The 23,290-nt window shown below is 63.9% G+C and carries 18 protein-coding genes; 4 read left to right on the top strand and 14 right to left on the bottom strand.

Going from position 1 to position 23,290, the window contains the following annotated elements:
- Positions 1-6: 6 nt before the first annotated feature.
- The 10 genes from gap to ACX80Z_RS11135 form a co-directional block, all read right to left on the bottom strand.
- Positions 7-1,017: a type I glyceraldehyde-3-phosphate dehydrogenase gene (gene gap / locus ACX80Z_RS11180; RefSeq protein ID WP_019483791.1), complete on the bottom strand. Its 1,011-nt coding sequence runs from the start codon at positions 1,015-1,017 to the stop codon at positions 7-9.
- 99 nt (positions 1,018-1,116) lie between these two features.
- Entirely contained in the window at positions 1,117-1,743 is a 627-nt protein-coding gene (locus tag ACX80Z_RS11175; RefSeq protein ID WP_019483790.1) for a superoxide dismutase, read from the bottom strand.
- A 136-nt stretch (positions 1,744-1,879) separates the two neighbouring features.
- The gene (gene whiA / locus ACX80Z_RS11170) at positions 1,880-2,860 is read right to left on the bottom strand and encodes a DNA-binding protein WhiA (protein WP_019483789.1); all 981 of its coding nucleotides are present in this window, start codon (positions 2,858-2,860) and stop codon (positions 1,880-1,882) included.
- Positions 2,861-2,879: 19 nt separating this feature from the next.
- Positions 2,880-3,911: a gluconeogenesis factor YvcK family protein gene (locus ACX80Z_RS11165; protein ID WP_019483788.1), complete on the bottom strand. Its 1,032-nt coding sequence runs from the start codon at positions 3,909-3,911 to the stop codon at positions 2,880-2,882.
- Positions 3,911-4,813, bottom strand: coding sequence for an RNase adapter RapZ (rapZ, locus tag ACX80Z_RS11160; RefSeq protein WP_459315929.1), 903 nt, complete (start codon positions 4,811-4,813; stop codon positions 3,911-3,913). The genes ACX80Z_RS11165 and rapZ overlap by 1 nt, the downstream gene beginning before the upstream one ends.
- Before the next feature lie 63 nt (positions 4,814-4,876).
- Entirely contained in the window at positions 4,877-6,949 is a 2,073-nt protein-coding gene (uvrC, locus tag ACX80Z_RS11155) for an excinuclease ABC subunit UvrC (RefSeq protein WP_459315928.1), read from the bottom strand.
- Entirely contained in the window at positions 6,949-7,617 is a 669-nt protein-coding gene (locus ACX80Z_RS11150; RefSeq protein WP_459315927.1) for a lysophospholipid acyltransferase family protein, read from the bottom strand. Before ACX80Z_RS11150 ends, uvrC begins: the two co-directional genes overlap by 1 nt.
- Positions 7,604-8,341 (bottom strand): HAD hydrolase-like protein, encoded by a 738-nt coding sequence (locus tag ACX80Z_RS11145; RefSeq protein ID WP_459315926.1) that lies wholly within the window; start codon positions 8,339-8,341, stop codon positions 7,604-7,606. Before ACX80Z_RS11145 ends, ACX80Z_RS11150 begins: the two co-directional genes overlap by 14 nt.
- Positions 8,342-8,369: 28 nt before the next feature.
- A complete protein-coding gene (uvrA, locus tag ACX80Z_RS11140) occupies positions 8,370-11,225 on the bottom strand; it encodes an excinuclease ABC subunit UvrA (RefSeq protein WP_459315961.1) in 2,856 nt (951 codons plus the stop codon).
- A gap of 130 nt (positions 11,226-11,355) precedes the next feature.
- The gene (locus ACX80Z_RS11135; protein WP_019483782.1) at positions 11,356-11,751 is read right to left on the bottom strand and encodes a GntR family transcriptional regulator; all 396 of its coding nucleotides are present in this window, start codon (positions 11,749-11,751) and stop codon (positions 11,356-11,358) included.
- A 136-nt stretch (positions 11,752-11,887) separates the two neighbouring features.
- Here ACX80Z_RS11135 and ACX80Z_RS11130 point away from each other — a divergent pair, with 136 nt between their 5' ends.
- Positions 11,888-12,526, top strand: coding sequence for an MBL fold metallo-hydrolase (locus ACX80Z_RS11130; RefSeq protein WP_459315925.1), 639 nt, complete (start codon positions 11,888-11,890; stop codon positions 12,524-12,526).
- A gap of 98 nt (positions 12,527-12,624) precedes the next feature.
- Here ACX80Z_RS11130 and ACX80Z_RS11125 read toward each other — a convergent pair whose 3' ends face one another.
- Positions 12,625-13,431: a trans-aconitate 2-methyltransferase gene (locus ACX80Z_RS11125; RefSeq protein WP_459315924.1), complete on the bottom strand. Its 807-nt coding sequence runs from the start codon at positions 13,429-13,431 to the stop codon at positions 12,625-12,627.
- Positions 13,432-13,480: 49 nt separating this feature from the next.
- On the opposite strand from ACX80Z_RS11125, the gene ACX80Z_RS11120 reads away from it, so the two are divergent.
- Positions 13,481-16,003 carry a DEAD/DEAH box helicase gene (locus tag ACX80Z_RS11120; protein ID WP_459315923.1) on the top strand — a complete coding sequence of 841 codons (2,523 nt, stop codon included), beginning with the start codon at positions 13,481-13,483 and terminating at the stop codon, positions 16,001-16,003.
- A 116-nt stretch (positions 16,004-16,119) separates the two neighbouring features.
- Here the strand turns inward: ACX80Z_RS11120 and ACX80Z_RS11115 are convergent, their stop codons facing one another.
- Positions 16,120-17,517, bottom strand: coding sequence for an HNH endonuclease signature motif containing protein (locus ACX80Z_RS11115; RefSeq protein ID WP_459315922.1), 1,398 nt, complete (start codon positions 17,515-17,517; stop codon positions 16,120-16,122).
- A 546-nt stretch (positions 17,518-18,063) separates the two neighbouring features.
- On the opposite strand from ACX80Z_RS11115, the gene ACX80Z_RS11110 reads away from it, so the two are divergent.
- Together ACX80Z_RS11110 and ACX80Z_RS11105 are read left to right on the top strand one after the other, a co-directional pair.
- On the top strand, positions 18,064-18,546 hold the full coding sequence (locus ACX80Z_RS11110; RefSeq protein WP_024475596.1) for a GNAT family N-acetyltransferase: 483 nt from the start codon (positions 18,064-18,066) through the stop codon (positions 18,544-18,546).
- On the top strand, positions 18,543-19,871 hold the full coding sequence (locus tag ACX80Z_RS11105) for an alpha/beta fold hydrolase (protein ID WP_459315921.1): 1,329 nt from the start codon (positions 18,543-18,545) through the stop codon (positions 19,869-19,871). The genes ACX80Z_RS11110 and ACX80Z_RS11105 overlap by 4 nt, the downstream gene beginning before the upstream one ends.
- A gap of 35 nt (positions 19,872-19,906) precedes the next feature.
- On the opposite strand, the gene ACX80Z_RS11100 is transcribed toward ACX80Z_RS11105, so the two are convergent.
- Both ACX80Z_RS11100 and uvrB read right to left on the bottom strand, forming a co-directional pair.
- A complete protein-coding gene (locus tag ACX80Z_RS11100; protein WP_165802626.1) occupies positions 19,907-20,959 on the bottom strand; it encodes a TerC family protein in 1,053 nt (350 codons plus the stop codon).
- Positions 20,960-21,188: 229 nt separating this feature from the next.
- Entirely contained in the window at positions 21,189-23,279 is a 2,091-nt protein-coding gene (gene uvrB / locus ACX80Z_RS11095; RefSeq protein ID WP_026040891.1) for an excinuclease ABC subunit UvrB, read from the bottom strand.
- Between the last annotated feature and the right edge of the window lie 11 nt (positions 23,280-23,290).

Here is a 23,290-nt window from a genome sequence, read left to right as displayed (position 1 = left end):
TCGGTGCTAGGAGAGCTTGGAGGCGACGATGCTGGTCAGGTCAACGAGGCGGCTTGAGTAGCCCCACTCGTTGTCGTACCAGCCCACGACCTTCACCTGGTTGCCGATGACCTTCGTCAAGCCTGAGTCGAAGATCGAGGATGACGGGTCGCCCACAATGTCCGAGGACACGATCGGTGCATCGGTGTAGGTGAGGTAGCCCTTCATCTTGCCCTCCGAGGCGGCTGCCTTGAAGGCGGCGTTGACTTCCTCAACGGTGACCTCACGCGACACCGTAACAGTGAGGTCGGTGGCCGAGCCGGTGGGGACCGGAACGCGGATGGCGTAGCCGTCGAGCTTCCCCTTCAACTCGGGCAGCACCAGGCCAATGGCCTTCGCGGCGCCGGTCGAGGTGGGGACCATGTTGATCGCTGCGGCGCGGGCACGGCGCAGGTCGTTGTGAGGACCGTCCTGCAGGTTCTGGTCCGCGGTGTAGGCGTGGATGGTGGTCATCAGGCCGCGCTCGATACCGAAGCTGTCGTTCAGCACCTTGGCCAGTGGGCCGAGGCAGTTCGTGGTGCAGGAGGCGTTGGAAATGATGTGGTGGTTCTCGGCGTCGTACTGGTCGTCGTTGACGCCCAGGACAACGGTGAAGTCTTCGTCGGTGGCGGGAGCCGAGATGATGACCTTCTTGGCGCCGGCGTCGATGTGCTTCTGCGCTGCGGATGCCTTGGTGAAGAAACCGGTGGACTCGATGACGATGTCCACTCCGAGGTCCTTCCACGGCAGGCTGGCGGGGTCACGCTCGGCGAGAACCTTGATGGACTTCCCGTCCACCACAATGTTGCCGTCCTTGACCTCGACCGTCGCGGCGAGGCGACCGGTGACGGAGTCGTACTTGAGGAGGTGGGCGAGCGCCTCTGGGCTGGTCAGGTCGTTGACGGCAACGATTTCCAGGTCGGCACCCTGTTCCAGGGCAGCGCGGAAGAAATTGCGCCCGATTCGACCGAAGCCGTTGATTCCTACACGAGTAGTCACTTGTTGTATCTCCTTGAACTGTATTGGGGATTGGGGTTTGGGACGCCGCCGCGCTGGGCGGCGTCCCGACTACGCCCCAGGGGGCGCTGTGCCTGGGTGCTAGCCGACCACGATCAGGGAAGTGGCCGAGGCGCGGGCTGCTGCGAAGCGCTTGGCGACGTCCGGCCAGTTCACAATGTTCCAGAAGGCCTTGACGTAATCGGCCTTGACGTTGACGTAGTCCAGGTAGAAGGCGTGCTCCCACATGTCCAGCATCAGCAGCGGCGTGGTGCCCACCGCTACGTTGCCCTGCTGATCGTAGAGCTGCTCGATGACCAGGTTGCCACCGATCGGCTCGTAGGCGAGGAAGGCCCACCCGGAGCCCTGAAGGGCAAGGGCAGCGGCGCTGAACTGGGCGCGGAACTTGTCAAACGAACCGAAGGCGTCATCGATGGCGGCTGCGAGCTCACCTTCCGGCGAGTCACCGCCGTCAGGGGAGAGGTTGTTCCAGAAGACTGAGTGGTTGATGTGGCCGCCGGTGTGGAAGGCGAGGTCCTTGGAGAGCTTCGAAATGTTTCCGAAGTCGCCCTTTTCGCGGGCCTCAGCCAGCTGGGCCATCGCGTCGTTGGCGCCCTTGACGTAGGCGGCGTGGTGCTTGCTGTGGTGGAGCTCCATGATGCGCGCGGAGATGTGCGGTTCCAGGGCAGCGTAATCGTAGTTCAGTTCGGGCAGTACGTACTCGCTCACGAATTCCTCCAGGTCGGTCCGACACAGCGGGTGATTTGGCACTCCAGCCGGTCAGACACCGTAGTTGGTTCACTAAGGCATGGAACCCCGCCGTTGTCAGCGGAATTCCTGTGCCGCTTCCATCCTATGCAGAGATTCACTCGTCCAGCATGTCGGCTGTCACATTGGCTTCGGTTCCCGGTATTCCAATTTCGATGGCACGCTTGTCGGCCATCGCAAGCAACCGCCGGATCCGGCCTGCGATGGCGTCCTTGGTCATGGGCGGGTTGGCCAGGCCGCCCAGCTCGTCAAGGCTCGCCTGCTTGTGGGCGACTCTCAGCTCGCCCGCATACTTGAGGTGATCGGGGACACCCTCGCCGAGGATCTCCAGGGCGCGTTCAACGCGTGCGCCGGCGGCAACGGCGGCCTGCGCCGACCGCCGCAGGTTGGCGTCGTCGAAGTTCGCCAGGCGGTTGGCGGTGGCCCGGACTTCCTTGCGCATCCGGCGTTCCTCCCAGACCATCAGCGCGTCATGGGCACCCATGCGGGTCAGCAGAGCGGCGATGGTGTCTCCGTCCCGGATCACCACCCGGTCCACTCCCCTGACCTCGCGTGCCTTGGCTGCGATACCCAGGCGGCGTGCGGCACCCACCAGGGCCAGCGCGGATTCGGGGCCCGGGCAGGTGACCTCCAGGGACGAGGAGCGGCCCGGTTCGGTGAGCGAGCCGTGTGCCAGGAACGCGCCCCGCCAGACCGCTTCGGCGTCGGCAGTTGATCCGTTTACGACAGCCGAGGGCAAACCACGCACGGGTCGGCCCCGGTTGTCGAGCAGCCCGGTTTGCCGGGCGAGGGATTCGCCGTCGCGCACCACCCGCACCACATAGCGGTTGCCGCGACGCAGGCCGCCGCCGGAGACCACGATGATTTCGCTGTTGTGCCCGTACACCTCGGCGATGGTGGTGCGCAGCCGCCGGGCCGTGGAAGCGAGGTCAACCTCGGCTTCGATGACAATTCGGCCAGAGATGATGTGCAGGCCGCCAGCAAAACGCAGCAGAGCCGACACCTCGGCTTTGCGAACCGATGACTTCTTGACAGAGAGGTGCGACAGCTCCTCTTTTACGTCCGCAGTCAGCGCCACAAATACAACCTCAGATCGATTAGTTTTCACCAAACATGTCATGAAACGCAGTCGCGAGACGCAGGGGATCATGAACAGGTTTGCCCGTTGAAGAACCTACCTTACCCAACACTGCGCGGCCTCCCATCTCTGCGACGGCGGCCACGAACTCGTCGCGGTTGCCAATGACCGTCGGGTCGGCGATGACAACGTCGACCGTGAACTCGGGGGCGTACCGCCTGATGACCTCAAGGTGGTCCACCGCTGACATGCCGACGGTTTCCTTCGTCTCATTGCTGAGATTCATGGTCAGGCACCGCTTGGCGGTGGTGCTGCACAGGGCTTCCCGGAGTTCGGGCAGGAGCAGGTGTGGGAGGACGGAGGTGTACCAGGAGCCGGGCCCGAGAATTACCCAGTCGGCCAGTTCGACCGCGGTGAGCGCGTCAACGCAGGCTGGCGCACCGGCAGGGAGCAACCGGACATTGTTGACGTTTCCGGCGCTGCCCGCCACTGCCAGCTGGGACTGGCCGCTGACGGTGCGCAACCGCAGTGAACCGTCCACCTCCGAGAGCACATCGCCTTCGATGGTCAGCGGCACGCTCGCCATCGGCAAGACCCGCCCCCGGGCCCCGAGGAGTGCACCAGCCCATTGCAGGCCCGCCACTGGGTCCCCGAGGAGTTCCCACAGGGTGACGATCAACAGGTTGCCCAGGGCATGGTTGTCGAGGGATCCATCGGCGCCGTGCTTGGAGGTGAACCGGTGCTGCATGACGTCCCGCCAGGTTCGGCCCCAGTCGGTGTCATCGCAGAGGGCGGCCAGTGCCATCCGGAGATCACCGGGCGGCAGCACCCCCAGTTCCTCGCGCAGCTTGCCGGAGGAGCCGCCGTCGTCGGCCACTGTGACCACCGCGGTGAGTTCCGAGGTGAGCAGGCGGAGCGCCGAGAGCGACGACGACAGTCCATGGCCGCCGCCGAGGGCAACCACCGAGGGCGCGTTGTCCTGCGGACCCGACCCGCGTCGGTTGGCGGCCGCTGCCGGCAGCATGGGAAGCGACCCGGTGAGCAGCGCCACTATTCCCTACCCAGATCGCGGTGGTGGGCTGTGACCTGCAGCCGGGGCTGTTGCGCCAGCCGCTTCGCGATCTCTTCGGTCACGGCCACCGACCGGTGTTTTCCACCGGTGCAGCCGATGGCGATGGTGGCGTAGTGCTTATTCTCGCGCCGGTAGCCCTCAAGCACGGGTTCGAGGGCGTGGACAAACCGGTCCACGAAGTCCGCTGCACCGGTGGCACCCAGTACATAATCGCTCACAGGCTGGTCGAGCCCGGTCTGGGGCCTGAGCGCCGGCACCCAGTGCGGGTTCGGAATGAACCTCACATCGGCCACGTAGTTCGCGTCGACGGGCAGCCCGTATTTGAAGCCGAAACTCATCACATTGATCCGCAGGACGATTGGGCCGGACTCGGAGAAAAGTTCGGTGATCGTGGTGGCGAGGGCATGCACGTTCAGTTCCGACGTGTCAACCACCAGGTCGGATGCCTCCCGGAGCTGCTTGAGCACCTCACGTTCGGCGGCAATCCCGTCGAGGATCCGCCCCTCGTCCTGGAGAGGGTGGGGCCGGCGCCCCTGCTCGAACCGGCGGACCAGTGTGTCATCGGCAGCGTCAAGAAAGAGGACCCGGTAGTTGACTCCCGAGATGCGCAGCGCCTCGAGGGAGCCGCGAATGTCATGGAACAGCTCCTGGCTGCGGACGTCGACGACGACGGCGAGCTTGGGAATGGATTGCGGCATCCGCGCGACCAGGTCGGTCAGGGTGCTCAGCATCTGTGGGGGAAGATTTTCCACCACATACCAACCGTGATCCTCCAGCGCGTTGGCGGCGGTGCTCCTGCCAGCGCCGGACATTCCGGTCACCACCAGCAGCTCCGATTCGTCAGGCTTGATCGGAGTAAGGCTGTCGGCGCCCTCAGTCATTGCGTGTTTCCATCCTGGCTGTTAATCATGGCTCAAACAGGTCTTCCCCACCCTCTACCCTAGCTAAGAATCGAGGATTTCGCCGGTGGCCATATTTACCGCTGGTGCGACTGCCGCCGTCGAGCCGTCGGTGGCGGCCAGCGCAAGAGTACGCTGCAATGTTTCGGCAAGGGACGGCCCCACTCCCGGCACCTCCTGCAGCTCTGCAAGGGAGGCGGCACGAATTTTTTTGACCGACCCGAAGTGCGCCAGCAGCGATTTTTTCTTCGACGGACCAAGGCCGGGAACCGAGTCGAGTGCTGAGGCGGTCATCGATTTGCCCCGCTTTTGCCGGTGGAAGGCGATAGCGAATCGGTGCGCCTCGTCCCGGATGCGCTGCAGCAGGAACAGGCCCTCCGAGGCGCGCGGCAGGATCACCGGGAAGTCGCTGTCGGGCAGCCAGACCTCTTCAAGGCGTTTAGCCAACCCGATCACGAAGACGTCGTCGATGCCCAAGTCTTTCAACGCACGGGCGGCCGCGTGGACCTGCGGCTGGCCACCGTCGACCACCACCAGGTTCGGTGGGTAGGCGAATTTCTGCCTCGTCGTGGCAGTGGTGGTGTCGGCGCGTGGCACGGTGGCGCTGCCACTGTTGTTGCCGGCGTTGTCGCCAGCGTTGACGCCGTCGTTGTTGTTGCTGTTGTTGCCGCTGCCGTCGTCCTCGGAGTTCATGCCCTGCGGCACCGGACCGGTCTTCTCGGCGAGGTAGTTGCGGAAGCGGCGCTGGATCACGTCGTACATCGAGGCAGTGTCGTCGCGGGCGGCGTCGCCGGTGATGGAGAACCTGCGGTAGTCGGCCTTGCGGGGCAGCCCGTCCTCGACGACGACCATCGACGCGACCACGTTGGTGCCCTGGACGTGGGATATGTCGAAACATTCGATCCGCATCAGGGGTTGCGGCAGGTCGAGGGCCTCCTGTAGTTCCTGAAGGGCCGCGGAGCGGGTGGTGAGGTCACCTGCCCGCCGGCTCTTGTGGAGTCGGAGGGCGTCGGCAGCATTTTGTTCGACGGTGCCGAGCAGGGTTGCCTTGTCGCCGCGGCGGGGAACCCGCAGGTCCACCCGGGCGCCGCGGAGGCCGGCGAGCCAGACGGACATCTCGTCGGCGTTGCTGGGCAGCTCGGGGACGAGCACTTCGCGGGGGATCTGGTTGTTGCTGCTGCTGCCGTCGCCGTAGACCTGCTGCAGCAGGTGCTCCACCAGATCGGCGGTGCCCATGTCCTCGACCTTCTCCACCATCCAGCCGCGCTGGCCGCGGATCCGGCCACCGCGGACGTGGAACACCTGGACGGCGGCCTCCAGCTCGTCTTCCTTCAGAGCGAAAATGTCGGCGTCGGTGTCCTCGGACAGGACCACGGTGTTGCGCTCGAACACCCGTTTCAGGGCGGCAATGTCGTCCCGGGTCCGTGCTGCGGATTCGTAATCGAGCTCGGCGACGGCGGCGGCCATCCGCTTTTCCAGGTCCACGATGAACCGGGTGGCCTGGCCGCCCATGAAGTCACAGAACTGTGCCGCGAGGTCGCGGTGCTCCTCGGGACTGATCCGGCCGACGCAGGGGGCCGAGCACTTGTCAATGTACCCGAGAAGACAGGGACGGCCGGTGCGTTCGGCACGCTTGAACACGCCGCTGCTGCAGGTACGGACCGGAAAGACGCGCAGGAGGGTGTCAACGGTTTCCCGGATTGCCTTGGCCGGGTAGAAGGGTCCGAAATATCTGGTGTCCTTCCTGCGGTCGCCACGCATCACCTGGACCCGGGGATACTTCTCCCCCATCGTGACGGCGAGGTAGGGATAGGACTTGTCGTCGCGGAACATGACGTTGAACCGGGGGTTGAACTCTTTGATCCAGGTGTACTCAAGCTGGAGCGCTTCGAGCTCGCTGCCGACGACGGTCCATTCCACACTCGCGGCAGTGAACACCATCGCCCGGGTCCGGGGCAGCAGGCCCTGCGGGTTGGCGAAGTAGGAGTTCAGCCTGGAGCGGAGGTTTTTGGCTTTGCCAACATAGACCACCCGGGAATGTTCGTCCCTGAACCGGTAGACACCCGGGTCGACCGGGATTTCACCGGTTTGGGGCCGGTAGCTGCGGGGATCGGCCATTATTCAAGCACCGGACTCTGGTTGTAGCTGGTGGAGCGCTGCTGACCGCTGAGCGCCGCGATCGAGTCCATGATGGTGTCGGTGACCTGTCGGCGTGCGGGCAGTGAGTGTCCAGGTCCGGTTTTCTCGAAGTACAGGGGCGTGCCGATCTTCATGGTGAAGTGTTGGGGTTTGATGCGTTTCTGGCCTGCTGGCTGCAGATTCTCGGTGCCGATCAACCCGAGGGGTAGCACCGGCGCGCCGGTGGTGAGCGCAAGCCAGCCGACACCGGTGCGCCCACGGTAAAGCAGCCCGTCCCGGGACCGGGTTCCCTCCGGGTAGATGCCGATCCCGTTGCCGCCTTCCAGTAGTTCGTGGAGGGTTTTCAGCGCCTGGACACTTGCGGCTTGCTGCCCGCGCTCTACCGGGATGGAGCCGACTCCTTCGAAGAAGGACCGCATGGCTTTGCCTTTGATCCCGCGGCCAGTGAAGTATTCGGCCTTGGCGAAGAAGGCGACCGGGCGGGGCATGAGTGCCTGGATCAGCACGCTGTCCAGGAAGGACAGGTGGTTGGCCGCGACGATCAGTGGCCCAGCGGCAGGCACCTGGTCCAGCCCCTCGACGGTTGGCCGGCAGAGCCCGGCGATCAGTCCGCGGGTGCTGCTCCGGGTGAGGTCATAGATTCCCATGCCCCACCCCCTGCGGCACCCTTTTCAGGATCAGTTCCAGCAGCGCGTCGGCGGTGGTGGCTGGCGTGGTGGCGCCCACCACGCTGAACTCCTCGACTGACCCGAACCCCCAGGTCACCGGAATACAGTCCAACCCATTGGCCACCGCTCCGGAGATGTCGTGGGACCGGTCGCCGATCATGATGGCGTCGTCGTACCTGCCCTCATGCCGGGCCAGGGCTGCGGCGATGATTGGAGTCTTGCCGTCGGGACCGGGTGACTGTTCCTCATCGGGAGACCCATGCACGGAGTGGAACAGGCCGGCCAACTGTTGGACGCCAAGGAGCTCCTGGGCGAGGCCCTGCGGCTTCTGGGTCGCCACGGCGACCAGATGGCCCGCCGCGCGCAGCGTCTCCACCACACCGACCACGCCGGGGTAGGGCCGGCTGGCGGCCATCCCCCGGGTACGATAGCCCTCCCGGTAGTGCGCGATCACCGATGCCAGTTGGCCCTCGCTTACCCCGGCGATCTCCCGCAGGGACGTCACGAGCGGCGGACCAACCATCTTCCGCAGCATGTCTTCGGACGGCCGAGGCAGTCCGTGGGCTTCCAGGGACCCGATGATCCCTCCGGTGATGGCGCCTGCGGGGTCGACGAGAGTTCCATCCAGGTCAAAGAGCACGAGCAGGCGGTAGTTCATCACCGGCCAAGTTTCCCACAGCCGGTGCCCAGCAGAAAACTGCATTCCTCCCACGGAATATGTTGGATGCTGTCTATCGTCCGAGTGTCTCGGCGAGGAACGTGCCCGTGTAGCTGGTGGTCGACTTGGCCACCTGCTCCGGCGTTCCGGTGGCGATGATCTGTCCGCCGCCCGAACCGCCGTCGGGCCCGAGGTCGATGACCCAATCGGCGCTCTTGATCACATCCAGGTTGTGTTCGATGGTGATTACCGTGTTGCCCTTGTCCACCAGCCCCTGCAGGACGAGCAGCAGCTTCCGGATGTCTTCAAAGTGCAGACCTGTGGTCGGCTCGTCCAAAACGTAGATACTGCGACCATTGGACCGCTTCTGCAGTTCGCTGGCCAGCTTCACGCGCTGTGCTTCACCGCCGGACAAGGTGGTGGCCGGCTGTCCGAGCCGCACATAGCCAAGACCCACTTCGACGAGCGTGTTGAGGTGACGCGCGATCGGGCTGAACGCAGCGAAGAATTCGGCGCCCTCTTCGATCGGCATGTTCAGCACATCGGCGATGGTCTTGCCCTTGTAGTGGACTTCGAGCGTTTCCCGGTTGTAGCGCTGACCGTGACATACCTCGCACGGCACGTATACGTCCGGGAGGAAGTTCATTTCAATCTTCAGGGTGCCGTCGCCGGAGCAGGCTTCGCAGCGGCCGCCCTTCACGTTGAATGAGAACCGGCCGGGGAGGTAGCCCCGGACCTTCGCCTCGGTGGTCTCGGCAAACAGCTTCCGGATGTTGTCGAAGACACCGGTGTAGGTGGCAGGGTTGGAGCGGGGTGTCCGGCCGATCGGGCTCTGGTCGACGTGGACCACTTTGTCGAGGTGCTCGAGGCCATCGATCCGCTTGTGCCGGCCGGCAACCTGCTTGGCGCCGTTGAGCTTGTTGGCCAGCACCTTGTAGAGGATCTCGTTGACCAGGGTGGACTTCCCTGACCCGCTGACACCCGTGACCGCGGTGAGGACGCCCAGCGGGAAGGCAATGTCGAAGGACGTCAGGTTATGTTCGCGTGCACCAACCACCTTGAGCTGCCGGGACTTGTCGATCTTGCGGCGCTTCTTCGGGATCTCGATCTTCCGCCGACCGGAGAGGTAGTCACCGGTGATGGAACGCTCATTGGTGAGGAGGTCTTCAAGCAGACCGGAGTGGACCACCTCGCCGCCGTGCTCGCCGGCACCGGGGCCGATGTCAACAATCCAGTCGGCTTCCTGGATGGTGTCCTCGTCATGCTCGACGACGATCAGGGTATTGCCGAGGTTACGGAGGCGGGCGAGCGTCTCGATCAGCCGCCGGTTGTCGCGCTGATGCAGCCCGATTGACGGTTCATCGAGAACGTAGAGTACGCCCACAAGTCCTGAACCGATCTGGGTTGCCAGCCGGATGCGCTGTGCCTCTCCGCCGGACAGGGTCCCGGAGGCGCGTTCGAGGTTCAGGTACTCGAGTCCGACGTCGAGCAGGAACTGCAGCCGGGCCTGGATTTCCTTGAGGACCTGGCTGGCAATCTGGGCTTCACGGCCGGTGAGCACCAGGTTGTTGAGGAAGTCGCTGCAGTCGCGCATTGGCATGGCTGCGACCGACGCAATGGATTTGCCATTGATTAGGACCGAGAGTGAGGCCGGGTTCAGCCGTGCTCCGCCACACGCGGGGCACGGGATCTGCCGCATGTACTCCTCGTAGCGGTCGCGTGCGTGGTCGGACTCGGTTTCGAGATGCTTGCGGTGGATGTACTGCACAGCGCCTTCGAAGCCGGTGCTGTACTTGCGCTCCCGGCCGAACCTGTTCTTGTACTGCACCACCACCTTGTGATCCTTGCCGTACAGGGCTGCTTCCCGGGCGCGGTCCGGCAACTTGTGCCAGGGTACGTCCATCTTGAAGTTCAGCTCTTTCGAGAGACCTTCAAGCAGCCGGGTCCAGTACTCGAGGGTTGCGGTGCCCAGCGACCAGGGGGCGATGGCGCCTTCCGCCAGACTCAGGTCCGGGTTGGGGACGACCAGCTCTTCGTCAACCTCAAGCTTGGTGCCGATCCCGGTGCAGACGGGGCACGCGCCGAAGGGGTTGTTGAAGGAGAACGAGCGTGGCTCGATCTCATCGATGGCCAGGGGGTGCTCATTGGGGCAGGCCAGGTGCTCGGAGAACGCCCTGACGCGTTTGCTGTCTATTTCGGGCAGATCAACGAAATCGGCGAGGACCCGGCCGTCGGCCAGCTTGAGCGCCGTCTCCACCGAGTCGGTGAGCCGTTGACTGATGCCGTCCTTGACCACCAGCCGGTCGACAATCACTTCGATGGTGTGTTTGTACTGTTTGCCGAGCTTGGGTGGATCGGACAGCTGGACGACGTCGCCGTCGACACGGGCGCGGGCGTAGCCTTTGGCCGTCAACTCCTGGAACAGGTCGACGAACTCTCCCTTGCGGCCTCGCACCACGGGGGCGAGGATCTGGAATCGGGTGCCCTCTTCGAGTTCAAGCAACTGGTCGACGATCTGCTGCGGGGTCTGCTTGGCGACCGGTTCGCCACAGGTGGGGCAGTGGGGGCGTCCCACGCGGGCCCAGAGGAGGCGCATGTAGTCGTAAATCTCGGTGATGGTGCCAACTGTTGACCGGGGGTTCTTGTTGGTCGACTTCTGGTCGATGGACACCGCTGGCGACAGACCCTCAATAAAGTCCACGTCAGGCTTGTCCACCTGACCCAGGAACTGCCTGGCGTAGGCCGACAGGGACTCGACGTAGCGACGCTGACCTTCCGCGAAGATCGTGTCGAACGCGAGGGATGACTTCCCCGACCCTGAGAGACCGGTGAAGACGATCATCGCGTCACGCGGCAGGTCGAGGTCAACGTTGCGCAGGTTGTGCTCGCGTGCTCCCTTGACGATCAGACGCGAAAGATCCTGCGACATTTTGGGATCGGAAAACTCAGATTCGAGCGAAGTTGCAATAGACACCCTTTCACTCTAATTGAAACCGTGTTCGAATACATATTCGATCGGCTGGTTTTCAGCGTGTCGTCGGCGCGTTGGCCCCCGATGTTCACCGACGGCGCAGAGCGGCCCGCAAATAGGCAACGGCCTCGTCCTCGGTGAGGCCGTTGGCCTTGATCACATCCGCGTATTTGTCGGCGGCTGCGGCCGCCCGTTGCCGTGCTTCATCTCCTGCCGCCGCGACAACGGTTCCTGCCCGCGACCGGGTGACCACAATGTTGGCCTGCTCCAGTTCCCGATACGCCCTGGCAACGGTGTTGACTGCTACTCCGAGGTGGCCGGCGAGGGTGCGCACGGGTGGCAGGCGGGTCCCGACGGGAAGGGATCCGTTGTTCGCGGCGTCGAGGATCTGCACGCGGAGTTGTTCGTAGGGTGGCACAGAGCTTGCCTGGTCAATGCGGAGCCAACTGGTGACATCGGAGCTGCCTGTTGCGCCTGGATTCACTATGGCCTTTCCGGTCTCTGTCACTCGTCACTGTTGTCCGGCCATTTCCCGGGCGGACCGCTGATGCCCATATTGTTCCATGCACCCCTGTGCCCCGAAAGTCTTGCCCATTTACCGGCGTGCCTAGACTGGGTTCATGCTTACTCTTCAGAATCTGACCATCCGCTCGATCTCGGTCAGCGAGATGGACAACAACGTCTACCTGCTCACCTCGAAGGCCACGGGCGCACAGGTGCTGATTGACGCCGCCGATGACGCTCCCGCCATCATGGCGCTCCTTGCCGAGGGCGCCGCAGACACCACGGCTGAGCCGAAACTGGCGCTGATCGTCACCACCCATTCGCACTGGGACCATGTTCGGGCGCTGGCTGACGTCGTCGGGCAGACGGGAGCGCGCACTGCGGCCGGCACGGAAGACGTCACCGACATAGCGGTGCCTGCGGATGTTCGGCTGGAGCATGGGGATATTGCCACTTTCGAGGGCTTCGACCTCGAAACCATCAAGTTGCGCGGACACACACCGGGGAGCGTTGCCCTGTTGTACCGCGACCCGCACGGCCCGGCACACCTGTTCACGGGGGATTCGCTGTTCCCCGGCGGCATCGGGAACACCCAGGGCGACGCCGCCCGGTTTGAGTCGTTGCTTAACGACGTGTCCGAGCGGATCTTCGACTATCTGCCTGACGACACCGTCGTGCATCCCGGCCATGGGAAGGGCACCACCGTCGGGGCTGAACGCCCGCAGCTTGAGGAATGGCGCGCCCGCGGCTGGTAAAACCGGCCGTCCGGCGGGCTCACCGCCGTCGGAACCCACCTTCCCGTCCACCTGTGTGCAGGTGCGTTAACTGGCCCCCGGCTCAGGGCTGGCGGGAACTATCCCGCGGGGTCCTTGCTCCTACTTCGCCCGGTCTTGACGCCGACGGCGAAGATCCGGCGGAAGCCGAAGACTGTCCCCCAAGGTTCCTCGGGGTAGGCTCCGCGCAGCAGGGCAGCATACTGTTCGACGAAGGCCGCGCCGTCGTCGTCGGACAGCGCATTCAGTACGGGGCGCAATCCGGTGCCCTTCAGCCATTGCAGCACCGGATCGGGTCCCGTGAGGACGTGCTGGTAGGTGGTCTCCCAGACGTCGGCGGTCATGCCCGCCTCGCTGAGCATCCGCAGGTACTCCTCCGGCTCCGACACGACATCGGTATGCCTCAGCACTCCCCCGAGCTTGTCCCGCCAGGCGTTCGATCCGGCCAGTTCGCGCAGCAGCGTGTGTGCCGGGGATCCGAAGTTGCCAGGAACCTGCAGGGCCAGCCAGGCACCTGGACGAAGCACCCGTGCCCACTTCTGCACCAGCTCGGCCTGACCCGGCACCCACTGCAGGACGGCGTTGGTGACGACGACGTCGACGTCGTCTGCGGGTGAGAAGTCTCGGATATCACCAGTCTCGAACCGCAGGTTCGGCGGCGGGTCGGCTTGGTCATTGGCGCGCTGCACCATGTCGGCGGATGAGTCGATGCCCAGCACCCCGGCGTCGGGCCAGCGTTCGGCCAGCAGCCGGGTGAGGTCCCCCGGCCCGCACCCGAGATCGACGACGACGCGAGGCGCCGCATGGTCGACCCGACCGACCAGATCGAGGAACGGCCTGCCCCGGTGGTCAGAGAACAGAGAATACTGGGTGGGATCCCATCGCATTGCTCCAGCGTATCCGGCGGTGAGGCAGCTACGGATAGGCTGGAGTCCTATGAGAATTCAGGAACACCTCCCCGCAGGCACGGATCAGCCCGACGACGTTTACGGCGCCTTCCTCGAGTGGACGACCAGCGAGGGAATGAGCCTGTATCCGGCGCAGGATGAAGCTGTGCTGGAGCTGGTCTCCGGGAACAACGTGATCCTCGCGACGCCCACCGGATCGGGGAAGTCGCTGGTGGCGGTCGCAGCCCATTTCGATGCGATCGCCCGCGGGAAACGCAGCTACTACACGGCTCCGATCAAGGCTCTGGTGTCCGAGAAGTTTTTCGCCCTCTGCGAGACCTTCGGTGCCGAGAATGTCGGGATGATCACCGGTGATTCAGGGGTCAACCAGGACGCACCGATCATCTGCTGCACAGCAGAAATCCTGGCGAACATCGCGCTTCGTGAAGGTGCGCTGGCCGACGTCGGCACCGTCATCATGGACGAGTTCCACTTCTACTCCGACCCGCAGCGCGGCTGGGCGTGGCAGGTTCCCCTCCTTGAACTCCCCCAGGCCCAGTTCCTCCTGATGTCAGCGACCCTCGGCGATATGACCCGTTTCGAGGAGGAGCTGACCGAGCGCACCGGCCGCACGACCACCACGATCAGCAGCGCCGAACGGCCCATCCCGCTGCACTTCTACTACGTAGAGACCACCGTTCAGGAATCGCTGGAAGAACTCCTCAGTACCCGGCAGGCGCCGGTGTACGTGGTGCACTTCAGCCAGGCCGAAGCGATTGAACGCGCCCAGAACCTGATGAGCGTGAACGTCTGCTCCCGGGAGGAGAAGGACAGGATCGCCGACCTGATCGCGACCTTCCGGTTCTCCTCCGGGTTCGGCAAGACACTCAACCGACTGGTCCGGCACGGCATCGGCGTCCACCACGCCGGGATGCTCCCCAAGTACCGTCGGCTGGTGGAGCAGCTCGCGCAGGCGGGACTACTTAAGGTCATCTGCGGCACCGACACCCTCGGCGTCGGGATCAACGTCCCCATCCGCACGGTGCTCCTGACCGCACTGAGCAAGTACGACGGCGTCCGCACCCGGCTGCTCAACGCCCGCGAGTTCCACCAGATCGCGGGCCGGGCGGGACGGGCCGGTTATGACACGGCGGGGACCGTCGTCGTGCAGGCACCTGATCATGTGGTTGAGAACACGAGGGCCATGGCGAAGGCCGTCGGGAAGTTCGGCGACGATCAGAAAAAGCTCCGCCAGGTGGTCAGGAAGAAACCACCCACCGGGTTTGTGTCGTGGGGTAAGCCAACCTACGAGCGGCTCGCCGCCGGCACGCCCGAAGCGCTCACGTCGAGTTTCGCCGTCAGCCACTCGATGCTCCTGAACCTGTTGGAACGACCCGGCAATCCGTTCTCCGCGGCGCAACGTCTGCTCAACGAAAACCATGAGACCCGGGCTTCCCAGTTGCAGCTGACCCGTAAAGCCATTGGCATTTACCGGTCGCTGGTCACCGCTGGAATTGTCGAGCGGCTCCCCGAGCCCGATGCCGACGGCCGGACCATCCGGCTGAAGGTCCACCTGCAGGCCAACTTCGCCCTCAACCAGCCGCTCTCCCCCTTCGCGCTGGCCAGCCTGGAACTGCTGGACCCCGAAAGCCCCACCTACGCGCTCGACGTCGTCTCGGTGATCGAAGCGACCCTCGAAAAGCCCCGCCAGGTCCTCAACGCCCAGGAGAAAAAGGCGCGCGGCGAGGCGATTGGCGCCATGAAGGCCGACGGGGTCGACTATGACCAGCGGATGGCGCTCCTCGAGGAGGTCACCTACCCGCAGCCGATGGCCGAACTGCTGTTCCAGGCCTTCGATGTCTACCGCAGTGGTGCGCCCTGGCTGGGCGACTTCGAGCTGACCCCCAAGTCGGTGGTCCGGGATATGTATGAGCGGGCCATGAACTTCGGCGAGTACATTGCCTACTACTCGCTCACCCGGTCCGAGGGCATCCTGCTGCGCTATCTCGCCGACTGCTATAAGGCATTACGCCAGACCGTTCCTACCGAGGCGCTGCGGGAGGATCTGACCGACATCATTGAGTGGCTCGGCGAACTGATCCGGCAGGTCGATTCGAGCCTCCTGGAGGAATGGGAGCTGCTCGCCGCCGGTGGCCGCGCCGACAGCGGGACCGCTCTCGAACTGCCACCGGAACCCGATTCGGTGACCTCCAACGAGCGGGCATTCCGCGTAATGGTCCGCAACGAGATGTTCCAGCGGGTCAAACTTTTCGCCGACGAGGACGATGTCGCCCTTGGCGCGCTGGATGGTGGTTCCGGTTGGGATGCGGACCGCTGGACGGAGGCCCTCGACGGCTACTTCGGTGACTACGAGGACATCGACGACGGGCCCGAGGCCCGCGGACCCGCACTGCTGATTATTGAGAAGGTGCCCGGCAGCTGGAAGGTCCGGCAGATCTTCAAGGACCCGTTCGGCAACCATGACTGGGGTATCAATGCGGTCATCGACCTGGCCGCCTCCGATGAGGCCGGCACAGCCGTGGTCACCGTGACCAGCGTCGGGGCGCCCTAGTCCGGCGGTGCTGGCTGTAAATATGGTTCTCCCGGAAAGATGGTGATTCCAGCAGGGCGGTGCTTCTAAAAGGGATTGCTGCCTAGCAGGGCGGTGCTTCTAGAAGGGCGGTGCTTCTAGAAGGGCGGGGGCATGTCGGCTGGTGGTGCTGGTGGTGGGTCGGCTGTGGTGAGGTAGGTTTCACCGGCAGGCGAGATCGCGATGATCGTCCCGGGCTCGGGTTGTTGGTAGTGCCAGTAGCCTTCGGTTTTGAACATGTGGTGACGTTTACACAGGGCCGCCAAGTTCCCGTAGCTGGTCGTCCCTCCTTGGGACCAGGGGGTGGTGTGGTCGAGTTCGCAGAACACCGCCAACCGGTTACATCCCGGATGCCGACACGTCCCGTCCCTGACCCGGACCGCATCCTTCAGGTCCTGCGGGACCCGATACGTGGTCGCATCAGCGCCAAGCCTAGCCCCGGTGAAGGGGTGGGTAAGGATCCTGGTGAACGATGGTGCGTGCCCGGCGAGCTTCCGTGCCGTCTCGGGATCAATCGGACCGTAACCTTCCAACTCACCCGGGGCATCCCCACCGAGGAGAGTCATCACCGGGACGGTGACAAACACCTTCGCCTGCACACCCCAATACACGCTGGCCTCCCCCTGCTGACTGGGGCTGGTGTTCGTCCGGGATCCGGGGTCGGTCCCAGCGGCAGCGCCGGGGGCAGCAGCTGGGTCAGCGGGGTCGGGTGCTTCATGCATGTGTCCGGTGGGTCCGGCACTGGTGAGGACATCCACCAGAACATCGGCGCGTAACTGGGTGAGAGTCCTGGCCTCGTCGGGGCCCTGCAAGGCCCGGGCTGCGGTGTCGACCCGGTGGAAAATCCCGGCCGCGTGTTCGGTGGGTAGGTACGCGGCGAGCCAGGCCATCCCGTCGTGGGCGGGGTTCAGGACCACCTCGCGTTCCCGGAGAGCTTTCCGGTGCCGGCTACTGATGGGTTCGGGGTGGAGTTTTTCGCGTAACCGGTGGGCCTGGCGGCAGAACTTCGTCACGGTGGTCTGACCGGCCAACGCGATCAGCCTGGTTTCATAGGCGGCGGCGAGAGCGGGGTCGGTGTCGGGCATGTCTGTGGCTTCTTCGACAACGGCCCAGGCATGGCGGCGTGAGAGTCTGCCGTCCTCTAACGCGTTCAACGTGGCCGGGTAGTGGCGGGTCAGCAGGGTGCTGTGTTCGACCAGGAACCCGGCGGTCCGCTCCGGCAGGTGCAACGTGGCGCCGATCTCGGCTGCGGCCAGGGTTTTCTCGAACCCGAACGCCCCGCGGCCGCAACGGGTTTGCTCGGTTTGCAGGTCCAGGATTCGGGTGACCAGTTTCGCTTCCTGGGCATCGAGCCATGACCGCGCCTCGGCGACGTCATTCAACGCATCTACCACCTGGGACGAGTCAAGGCCGGCCGGGGCGGCGAGCCCGAGTTGGCCGGTCAGGGCGGGAGGTTCGTCGCTGGAGCGCACCCGCTCGCCGGGCACGAAGGCCATTCCCCAAAAATCCGATGCCTCATCATCCGCATCGGTCGAACCCGCAGCCCCCGACTCCGGCGGTTCAACAGAGGAAGTGTCAACAGGGTGAGGTTCAACAGTGGGTGCTGTCCACACCGCGTCCACGCCTAGCGGTCCCTCCGGACCATACCCAGCAGAAGCCCCGGCGTGAGTTCCAGCGGAAGACCCAGCAGAAGACCCGGCAGAAGCGCCGGCGGGAGTACCCGTGGCCGTGTTCGCGGGCCCGCTGGTCGAGGCGGAATTCGCGCCGGATTCGGAAGGGATTCCCGATCCGGGAGCAGAAGCTGCACTGCTTTTCATACCCCAATTCCAACATCGAGCACCGACAGTATGATGGGAAAACGGGGTCCCGGAAGAAACTTTTTCGAAGTTTTTTCGGCACCCACAAAAGCGGCCCTCGTAAGCCCTGGACTCGCCTGACTACTCTCAAACTCGCCACCGAGCGGTTGGCTGTGATGGCCCCGGCACGTCCAGACCCGCCACAGCTACCCTCTCGCCGGGGATGTAATAGATAGGGTTGAGTGCATGACTATCCGCGACGCCCGCCCGGCTGATGTAGCCACCATCCTCCAGCTCATCCACGACCTCGCCATCTACGAGAAAGAACCTGACGCCGTCAGGAACACTCCCGAACAGCTGCATCAGGCCCTCTTTGGACCCATGCCAAGCGTGTTCGCGCATGTCGCCGAGTCGGACGGCGTCATCCAGGGCTTTGCCCTCTGGTTCCTGAACTACTCAACCTGGGAGGGTGTCAACGGGATCTACCTGGAAGACCTGTACGTCCGCCCCGAAGCCCGGGGCGAAGGCCACGGCAAAGCACTCCTGCAGAACCTTGCACGCATCGCCGCGGAACGGGGCTACGCCCGGGTGGAATGGTCGGTCCTGAACTGGAACGAACCCTCAATCAACTTCTACGACAGCCTCGGCGCCCTCCCCCAGGACGAGTGGACCACCTATCGCCTCACCGGCCCCGCCCTCACCGCAGTGGCCAGCGGATCCGCTACGTGAGCGACCAGTCAGCCGCCGACGTCGTCCCCCACCGCCGCGAATCAACCCACCTGATGTACGGCGCACGCACCACCGGCCATTACTTCACAGTTCCCCTGGACCATCGGACGCCCGATGGTGAAACCATCACCATCTTTGCCCGCGAGTACAGCTCGCTGGAGTACGACGACGAGGCCATTGCCGACCTGCCATGGCTGCTGTTTTTGCAAGGTGGGCCCGGCGGCCGGGGCAGCAGGGTCACCCAGCTTGGCGGCTGGATGAAGGCTGCGGCCAGACACTTCAGAATTCTGATGCTGGATCAGCGGGGCACCGGCCGTTCCACCCCAGCGGATGCCGCGACCCTTCCCCTCCGCGGGGACGCTGCCGCACAGGCCGAGTATCTCGCGCACTTCAGGGCCGACTCGATTGTTGCTGACGCCGAACTGATCCGCCGCCAGCTCGTCGGGGCGCCCTGGACAGTGTTCGGTCAGAGCTTTGGCGGTTTCTGCACCCTGACGTACCTCTCTGTCGCACCCGAGGGCATGGACCGTGCGCTGATCACCGGTGGCCTGGCACCACTCAGTGGCCCCCCGGATCAGGTCTATTCCGCGACCTATCGGCTCGTCGAAGCCAGGAACCGGGAATACTTCGCCAAGTATCCCGAGGACCGGACGACCCTCACCCGGATTGCACACCACGTCGAGGCAATCGACGAGCGGCTACCGACCGGTGAGCGTCTCACCGTTGCACGGCTGCAGATGATCGGATCCTTCCTTGGTGGCAACACCCGGATAGACGCCCTGCATTTCCTGCTCGAGGACGCCTTCGTGAGTACCGCCGATGGTCAGCGGCTGTCCCAGGTGTTCCTGGACGCCGTCTGGGCGCAGGTCAGCCGGTCATCCAACCCCCTCTACGCCCTACTGCACGAGTCAATTTATTGCCAGGGCGAGGCTTCCGACTGGTCCGCCAACCGGGTGTTGGCCGAGCACCCCCAGTTCCTCCCGACGGCTGAGGAACCGCTGCTGACCGGCGAAATGGTGTATCGGTGGTACTTCGATCAGGACCCGTCACTGGTTCCGCTGCGGGACGTCGCTGACCTCCTCGCAGCAAAGGCGGATTGGGGCAGCCTCTACGACTCCGACCAGCTCGCCCGCAACACTGTCCCCGCGGCCGCTGCCGTCTATCAGGACGACATCTACGTGGACCATGACCTGTCCATGCGGACAGCCCGCGCGGTCCAAGGCTTACAGGCATGGGAGACAGCTGACTTCCACCACGACGGGATTTCCGACGACGGCGAAGCGATCTTCAACCGGTTGCTGGGTATGACCGGCTGGCCCGCGTAGTCAGCCAGCGCTGAAGCGCCGACGGTCGGAGAAGGCTACTTCTCGACGTCGGCCGTGCCGCGGGCCTTCCGTGCGTCCTCTTCAAGCTTGGCATCGATGCTGGCCTGCTTGGCCTTCGGGCTGAGCAGGCTCAGGACAACCGCGACCACAATGGTGCCGAGGATGATGCCGAGGGACAGGAAGGTGGGGATGATCGGAGCCCACTCAATGTGCTGGCCCCCGTTGATGAACGGCAACTCGTTTTCATGCATGGCGTGAAGGATCAGTTTGATGCCAATGAACGCCAGGATGGCCGAGAGCGCATGCTTCAGGTAGATGAGCCGGGTCATCAGGCCACCGAGCAGGAAGTACAGCTGGCGCAGGCCCATCAGGGCAAAAATGTTGGCGGTGAAGACGATGAACGCGCTTTCGGTCAGACCGAAAATGGCCGGGATCGAATCCACCGCGAAGAGCAGGTCGGTGAGGCCGATGGTCACGAAGACGATCAGCATCGGGGTGAAGACCTTCTTGCCGTCCACGACGGTACGGATCTTGTTGCCGTCGTATTTGTCGGTCATCGGCAGGACGTTGCGCAGCTTGCCGATCACCTTGTTTTCGCTACCGTGTTCCTCGTCTTCGCCGGTGTCCTTGGCCTGCTGATAGGCCGTGTAGAGCAGGAAGACACCGAAGATGTAGAAGATCCAGCTGAAGTTGCTGATCAAGGCTGCGCCGAGCAGGATGAAGATTCCGCGGAGCACCAGCGCGATGATGATGCCCACCATCAACACTTCCTGCTGATACTTACGGGGTACCGAGAACCGGGCCATGATGATGATGAACACGAACAGGTTGTCAATGCTCAGGCTATATTCGGTGACCCAGCCGGCGACAAACTGTCCCCCGTAATCCGGGCCGGTGAAGATAAACATCAGGACCGCGAAGATCAACGCGAGAGAAACGTAGAACGTGACCCACAGGCCGGCTTCCTTCATTGACGGCTCGTGCGGGCGCTTAACCACCAGCAGCAAATCGAACAGGAGGATGAGGCCCAGCACAATGAATGTGCCTACCTCAAACGCCAATGGCAGTTCCAGCGTGGGTTCGGGCATGAGGGACCTTTCAAGGGTGCAGCGGATTCCGCAAGTCTCTCCACCGCGGCATTTGCCACCGGCCGCTACGCCCGGCGAAACATCGATGCTCCGCGTGTTGACGATCGTAGCGCTTCGGGATACTCCCCTACGTCCGGCTTATCCTAACCCCGTACGAGCCGGATCAGGAAATGGCTCGCGCAACCTCTCAGTAAGTTGCGCGAGCCCTCCCGCCAGCGACGAGCTGGGGCTAGGCGTGCCCCGCCGTCTGCATCTGCCGCAGCTCTTTCTTCAGGTCCCCCACCTCGTCGCGTAGCCTCGCGGCGAGCTCGAAGTGCAGGTCAGCCGCCGCCGAGTGCATCTGGTCGGTGAGCTGACCGATCAGGTCGGTGAGGTCCTCGGCCGGCACTGCGGCAAGGCCGTCATGCCGGACAGGGGCGCCGCCCTTGGCCGTCTTGCCGCCCTTGCGCTTCTTGCCCGACTCCGCCAGGAGCGCCCGGGTATCGGCGTCCTCCTGGGCGATGGAATCGGTGATGTCAGCAATCCGCTTCCGCAGGGGCTGCGGATCAACCCCGTGCTTGAGGTTGTATGCCACCTGGATCTCACGACGTCGGTTGGTTTCGTCGATGGCTTTGGCCATCGAATCGGTGATCCGGTCCGCGTACATGTGCACCTCACCCGAGACGTTACGGGCCGCACGCCCGATGGTCTGGATCAGGGAGGTGGCGCTGCGCAGGAACCCTTCCTTGTCGGCGTCGAGGATGCTGACCAGCGACACTTCAGGAAGGTCAAGGCCTTCACGGAGCAGGTTGATGCCCACCAGAACGTCGAAAGTCCCGAGCCTCAACTCACGCAACAGCTCCACCCGGCGCAGGGTATCCACGTCTGAGTGCAGGTACTCAACCTTCACCCCATGTTCCAGCAGGTACCCGGTCAAATCTTCGGCCATCCGCTTGGTCAGGGTGGTGACGAGCACCCGCTCGTTCAGTTCCACCCGGGTACGGATCTCCCCCAGCAGGTCATCGATCTGGCCCTTGCTGGGCTTGACCACCACCTCCGGGTCGATCAGACCGGTCGGCCGGATGATCTGCTGCACGTACCCATCCGACTTGCCCAGCTCATACTTCCCGGGGGTTGCCGAGAGGTAGACGGTCTGCCCGATCCGGTCCAGGAACTCGTCCCATTTGAGCGGCCGGTTGTCCATCGCGGAGGGGAGCCGGAACCCATGGTCCACCAGGGTGCGCTTCCGGGACATGTCACCCTCATACATGGCACCGATCTGCGGAATGGTCACGTGCGACTCGTCGACTACCAGCAGGAAATCGTCGGGGAAGTAGTCGAGCAGGCAGTGCGACGCCGAGCCCGGACCGCGGCCGTCGATGTGTCGGGAGTAGTTCTCGATGCCGTTGCAGAACCCCATCTGCTGCATCATTTCGAGGTCATAGGTGGTCCGCATCCGCAACCGCTGGGCTTCGACCAGTTTGTTCTGCGACTCCAGCTCGTCCAGGCGGACCTGGAGCTCATCCTCGATCTGCTTGACCGCCCGGTTCATGCGCTCGGGGCCCGCGACATAGTGCGACGCCGGGAACACATACATTTCGGTCTCTTCCCTGACGATTTCCCCGGTCAGCGGGTGCAGGGTGTAGATCTTCTCGACCTCGTCGCCGAAGAACTCAATGCGAAGCGCCAGTTCCTCATACATGGGGATGATTTCGACGGTGTCGCCACGCACCCTGAAGGTGCCCCGGTGGAAGTCGATGTCGTTGCGGGTGTACTGCATTGACACGAACTTCCGCAGCAAATCGTCGCGGTTCATCTGCTGGCCGGTTTCCAGTGTGACCATCCCGGCAACATATTCTTCGGGGGTGCCCAGACCATAGATGCAGGACACGGTGGCCACCACGATCACGTCCCGGCGGGTCAGCAGGGCGTTGGTGGCGGAATGCCGGAGCCGCTCCACTTCCTCGTTGACCGAGGAGTCCTTCTCGATGAAGGTGTCCGTCTGGGGAACGTAGGCTTCCGGCTGGTAGTAGTCGTAATACGAGACGAAGTATTCGACGGCATTGTTGGGCAGCAGCTCACGGAACTCATTCGCCAGCTGCGCCGCGAGGGTCTTGTTCTGCACCATCACGAGCGTGGGCCGCTGGACCTGTTCGATCAGCCACGCAGTCGTCGCGCTCTTGCCGGTACCGGTGGCGCCCAGCAGCACCACGTCCTTCTCGCCCGCCTTGACGCGTTCACTGAGTTCGGCAATCGCGGCAGGCTGGTCACCGGCAGGCTTGAATTCGCTGATCACTTCGAAAGGGGCTACCACCCGTTTAATTTCCTGCGCAAGGCTCATATAAATACGTT

The sequence above is a fragment of the Arthrobacter sp. TMT4-20 genome (assembly GCF_054510775.1).
Note: the sequence above shows the minus strand (reverse complement) of the source record. Positions and strands in the feature narration are given on the sequence as shown.

What these genes read in the sequence shown, in the direction of transcription:
- rapZ (WP_459315929.1), bottom strand. Translation starts at nt 4,813, where the DNA reads ATGACTGAGGGCGCCGACAGCCTTACTCCGATCAAGCCTGACGAATCG.
- uvrC (WP_459315928.1), bottom strand. Translation starts at nt 6,949, where the DNA reads ATGGCCGATCCCCGCAGCTACCGGCCCCAAACCGGTGAAATCCCGGTC.
- ACX80Z_RS11150 (WP_459315927.1), bottom strand. Translation starts at nt 7,617, where the DNA reads ATGGGAATCTATGACCTCACCCGGAGCAGCACCCGCGGACTGATCGCC.
- ACX80Z_RS11145 (WP_459315926.1), bottom strand. Translation starts at nt 8,341, where the DNA reads ATGCAGTTTTCTGCTGGGCACCGGCTGTGGGAAACTTGGCCGGTGATG.
- uvrA (WP_459315961.1), bottom strand. Translation starts at nt 11,225, where the DNA reads ATGTCGCAGGATCTTTCGCGTCTGATCGTCAAGGGAGCACGCGAGCAC.
- ACX80Z_RS11130 (WP_459315925.1), top strand. Translation starts at nt 11,888, where the DNA reads ATGCTTACTCTTCAGAATCTGACCATCCGCTCGATCTCGGTCAGCGAG.
- ACX80Z_RS11125 (WP_459315924.1), bottom strand. Translation starts at nt 13,431, where the DNA reads ATGCGATGGGATCCCACCCAGTATTCTCTGTTCTCTGACCACCGGGGC.
- ACX80Z_RS11120 (WP_459315923.1), top strand. Translation starts at nt 13,481, where the DNA reads ATGAGAATTCAGGAACACCTCCCCGCAGGCACGGATCAGCCCGACGAC.
- ACX80Z_RS11115 (WP_459315922.1), bottom strand. Translation starts at nt 17,517, where the DNA reads ATGGCCTTCGTGCCCGGCGAGCGGGTGCGCTCCAGCGACGAACCTCCC.
- ACX80Z_RS11110 (WP_024475596.1), top strand. Translation starts at nt 18,064, where the DNA reads ATGACTATCCGCGACGCCCGCCCGGCTGATGTAGCCACCATCCTCCAG.
- ACX80Z_RS11100 (WP_165802626.1), bottom strand. Translation starts at nt 20,959, where the DNA reads ATGCCCGAACCCACGCTGGAACTGCCATTGGCGTTTGAGGTAGGCACA.
- uvrB (WP_026040891.1), bottom strand. Translation starts at nt 23,279, where the DNA reads ATGAGCCTTGCGCAGGAAATTAAACGGGTGGTAGCCCCTTTCGAAGTG.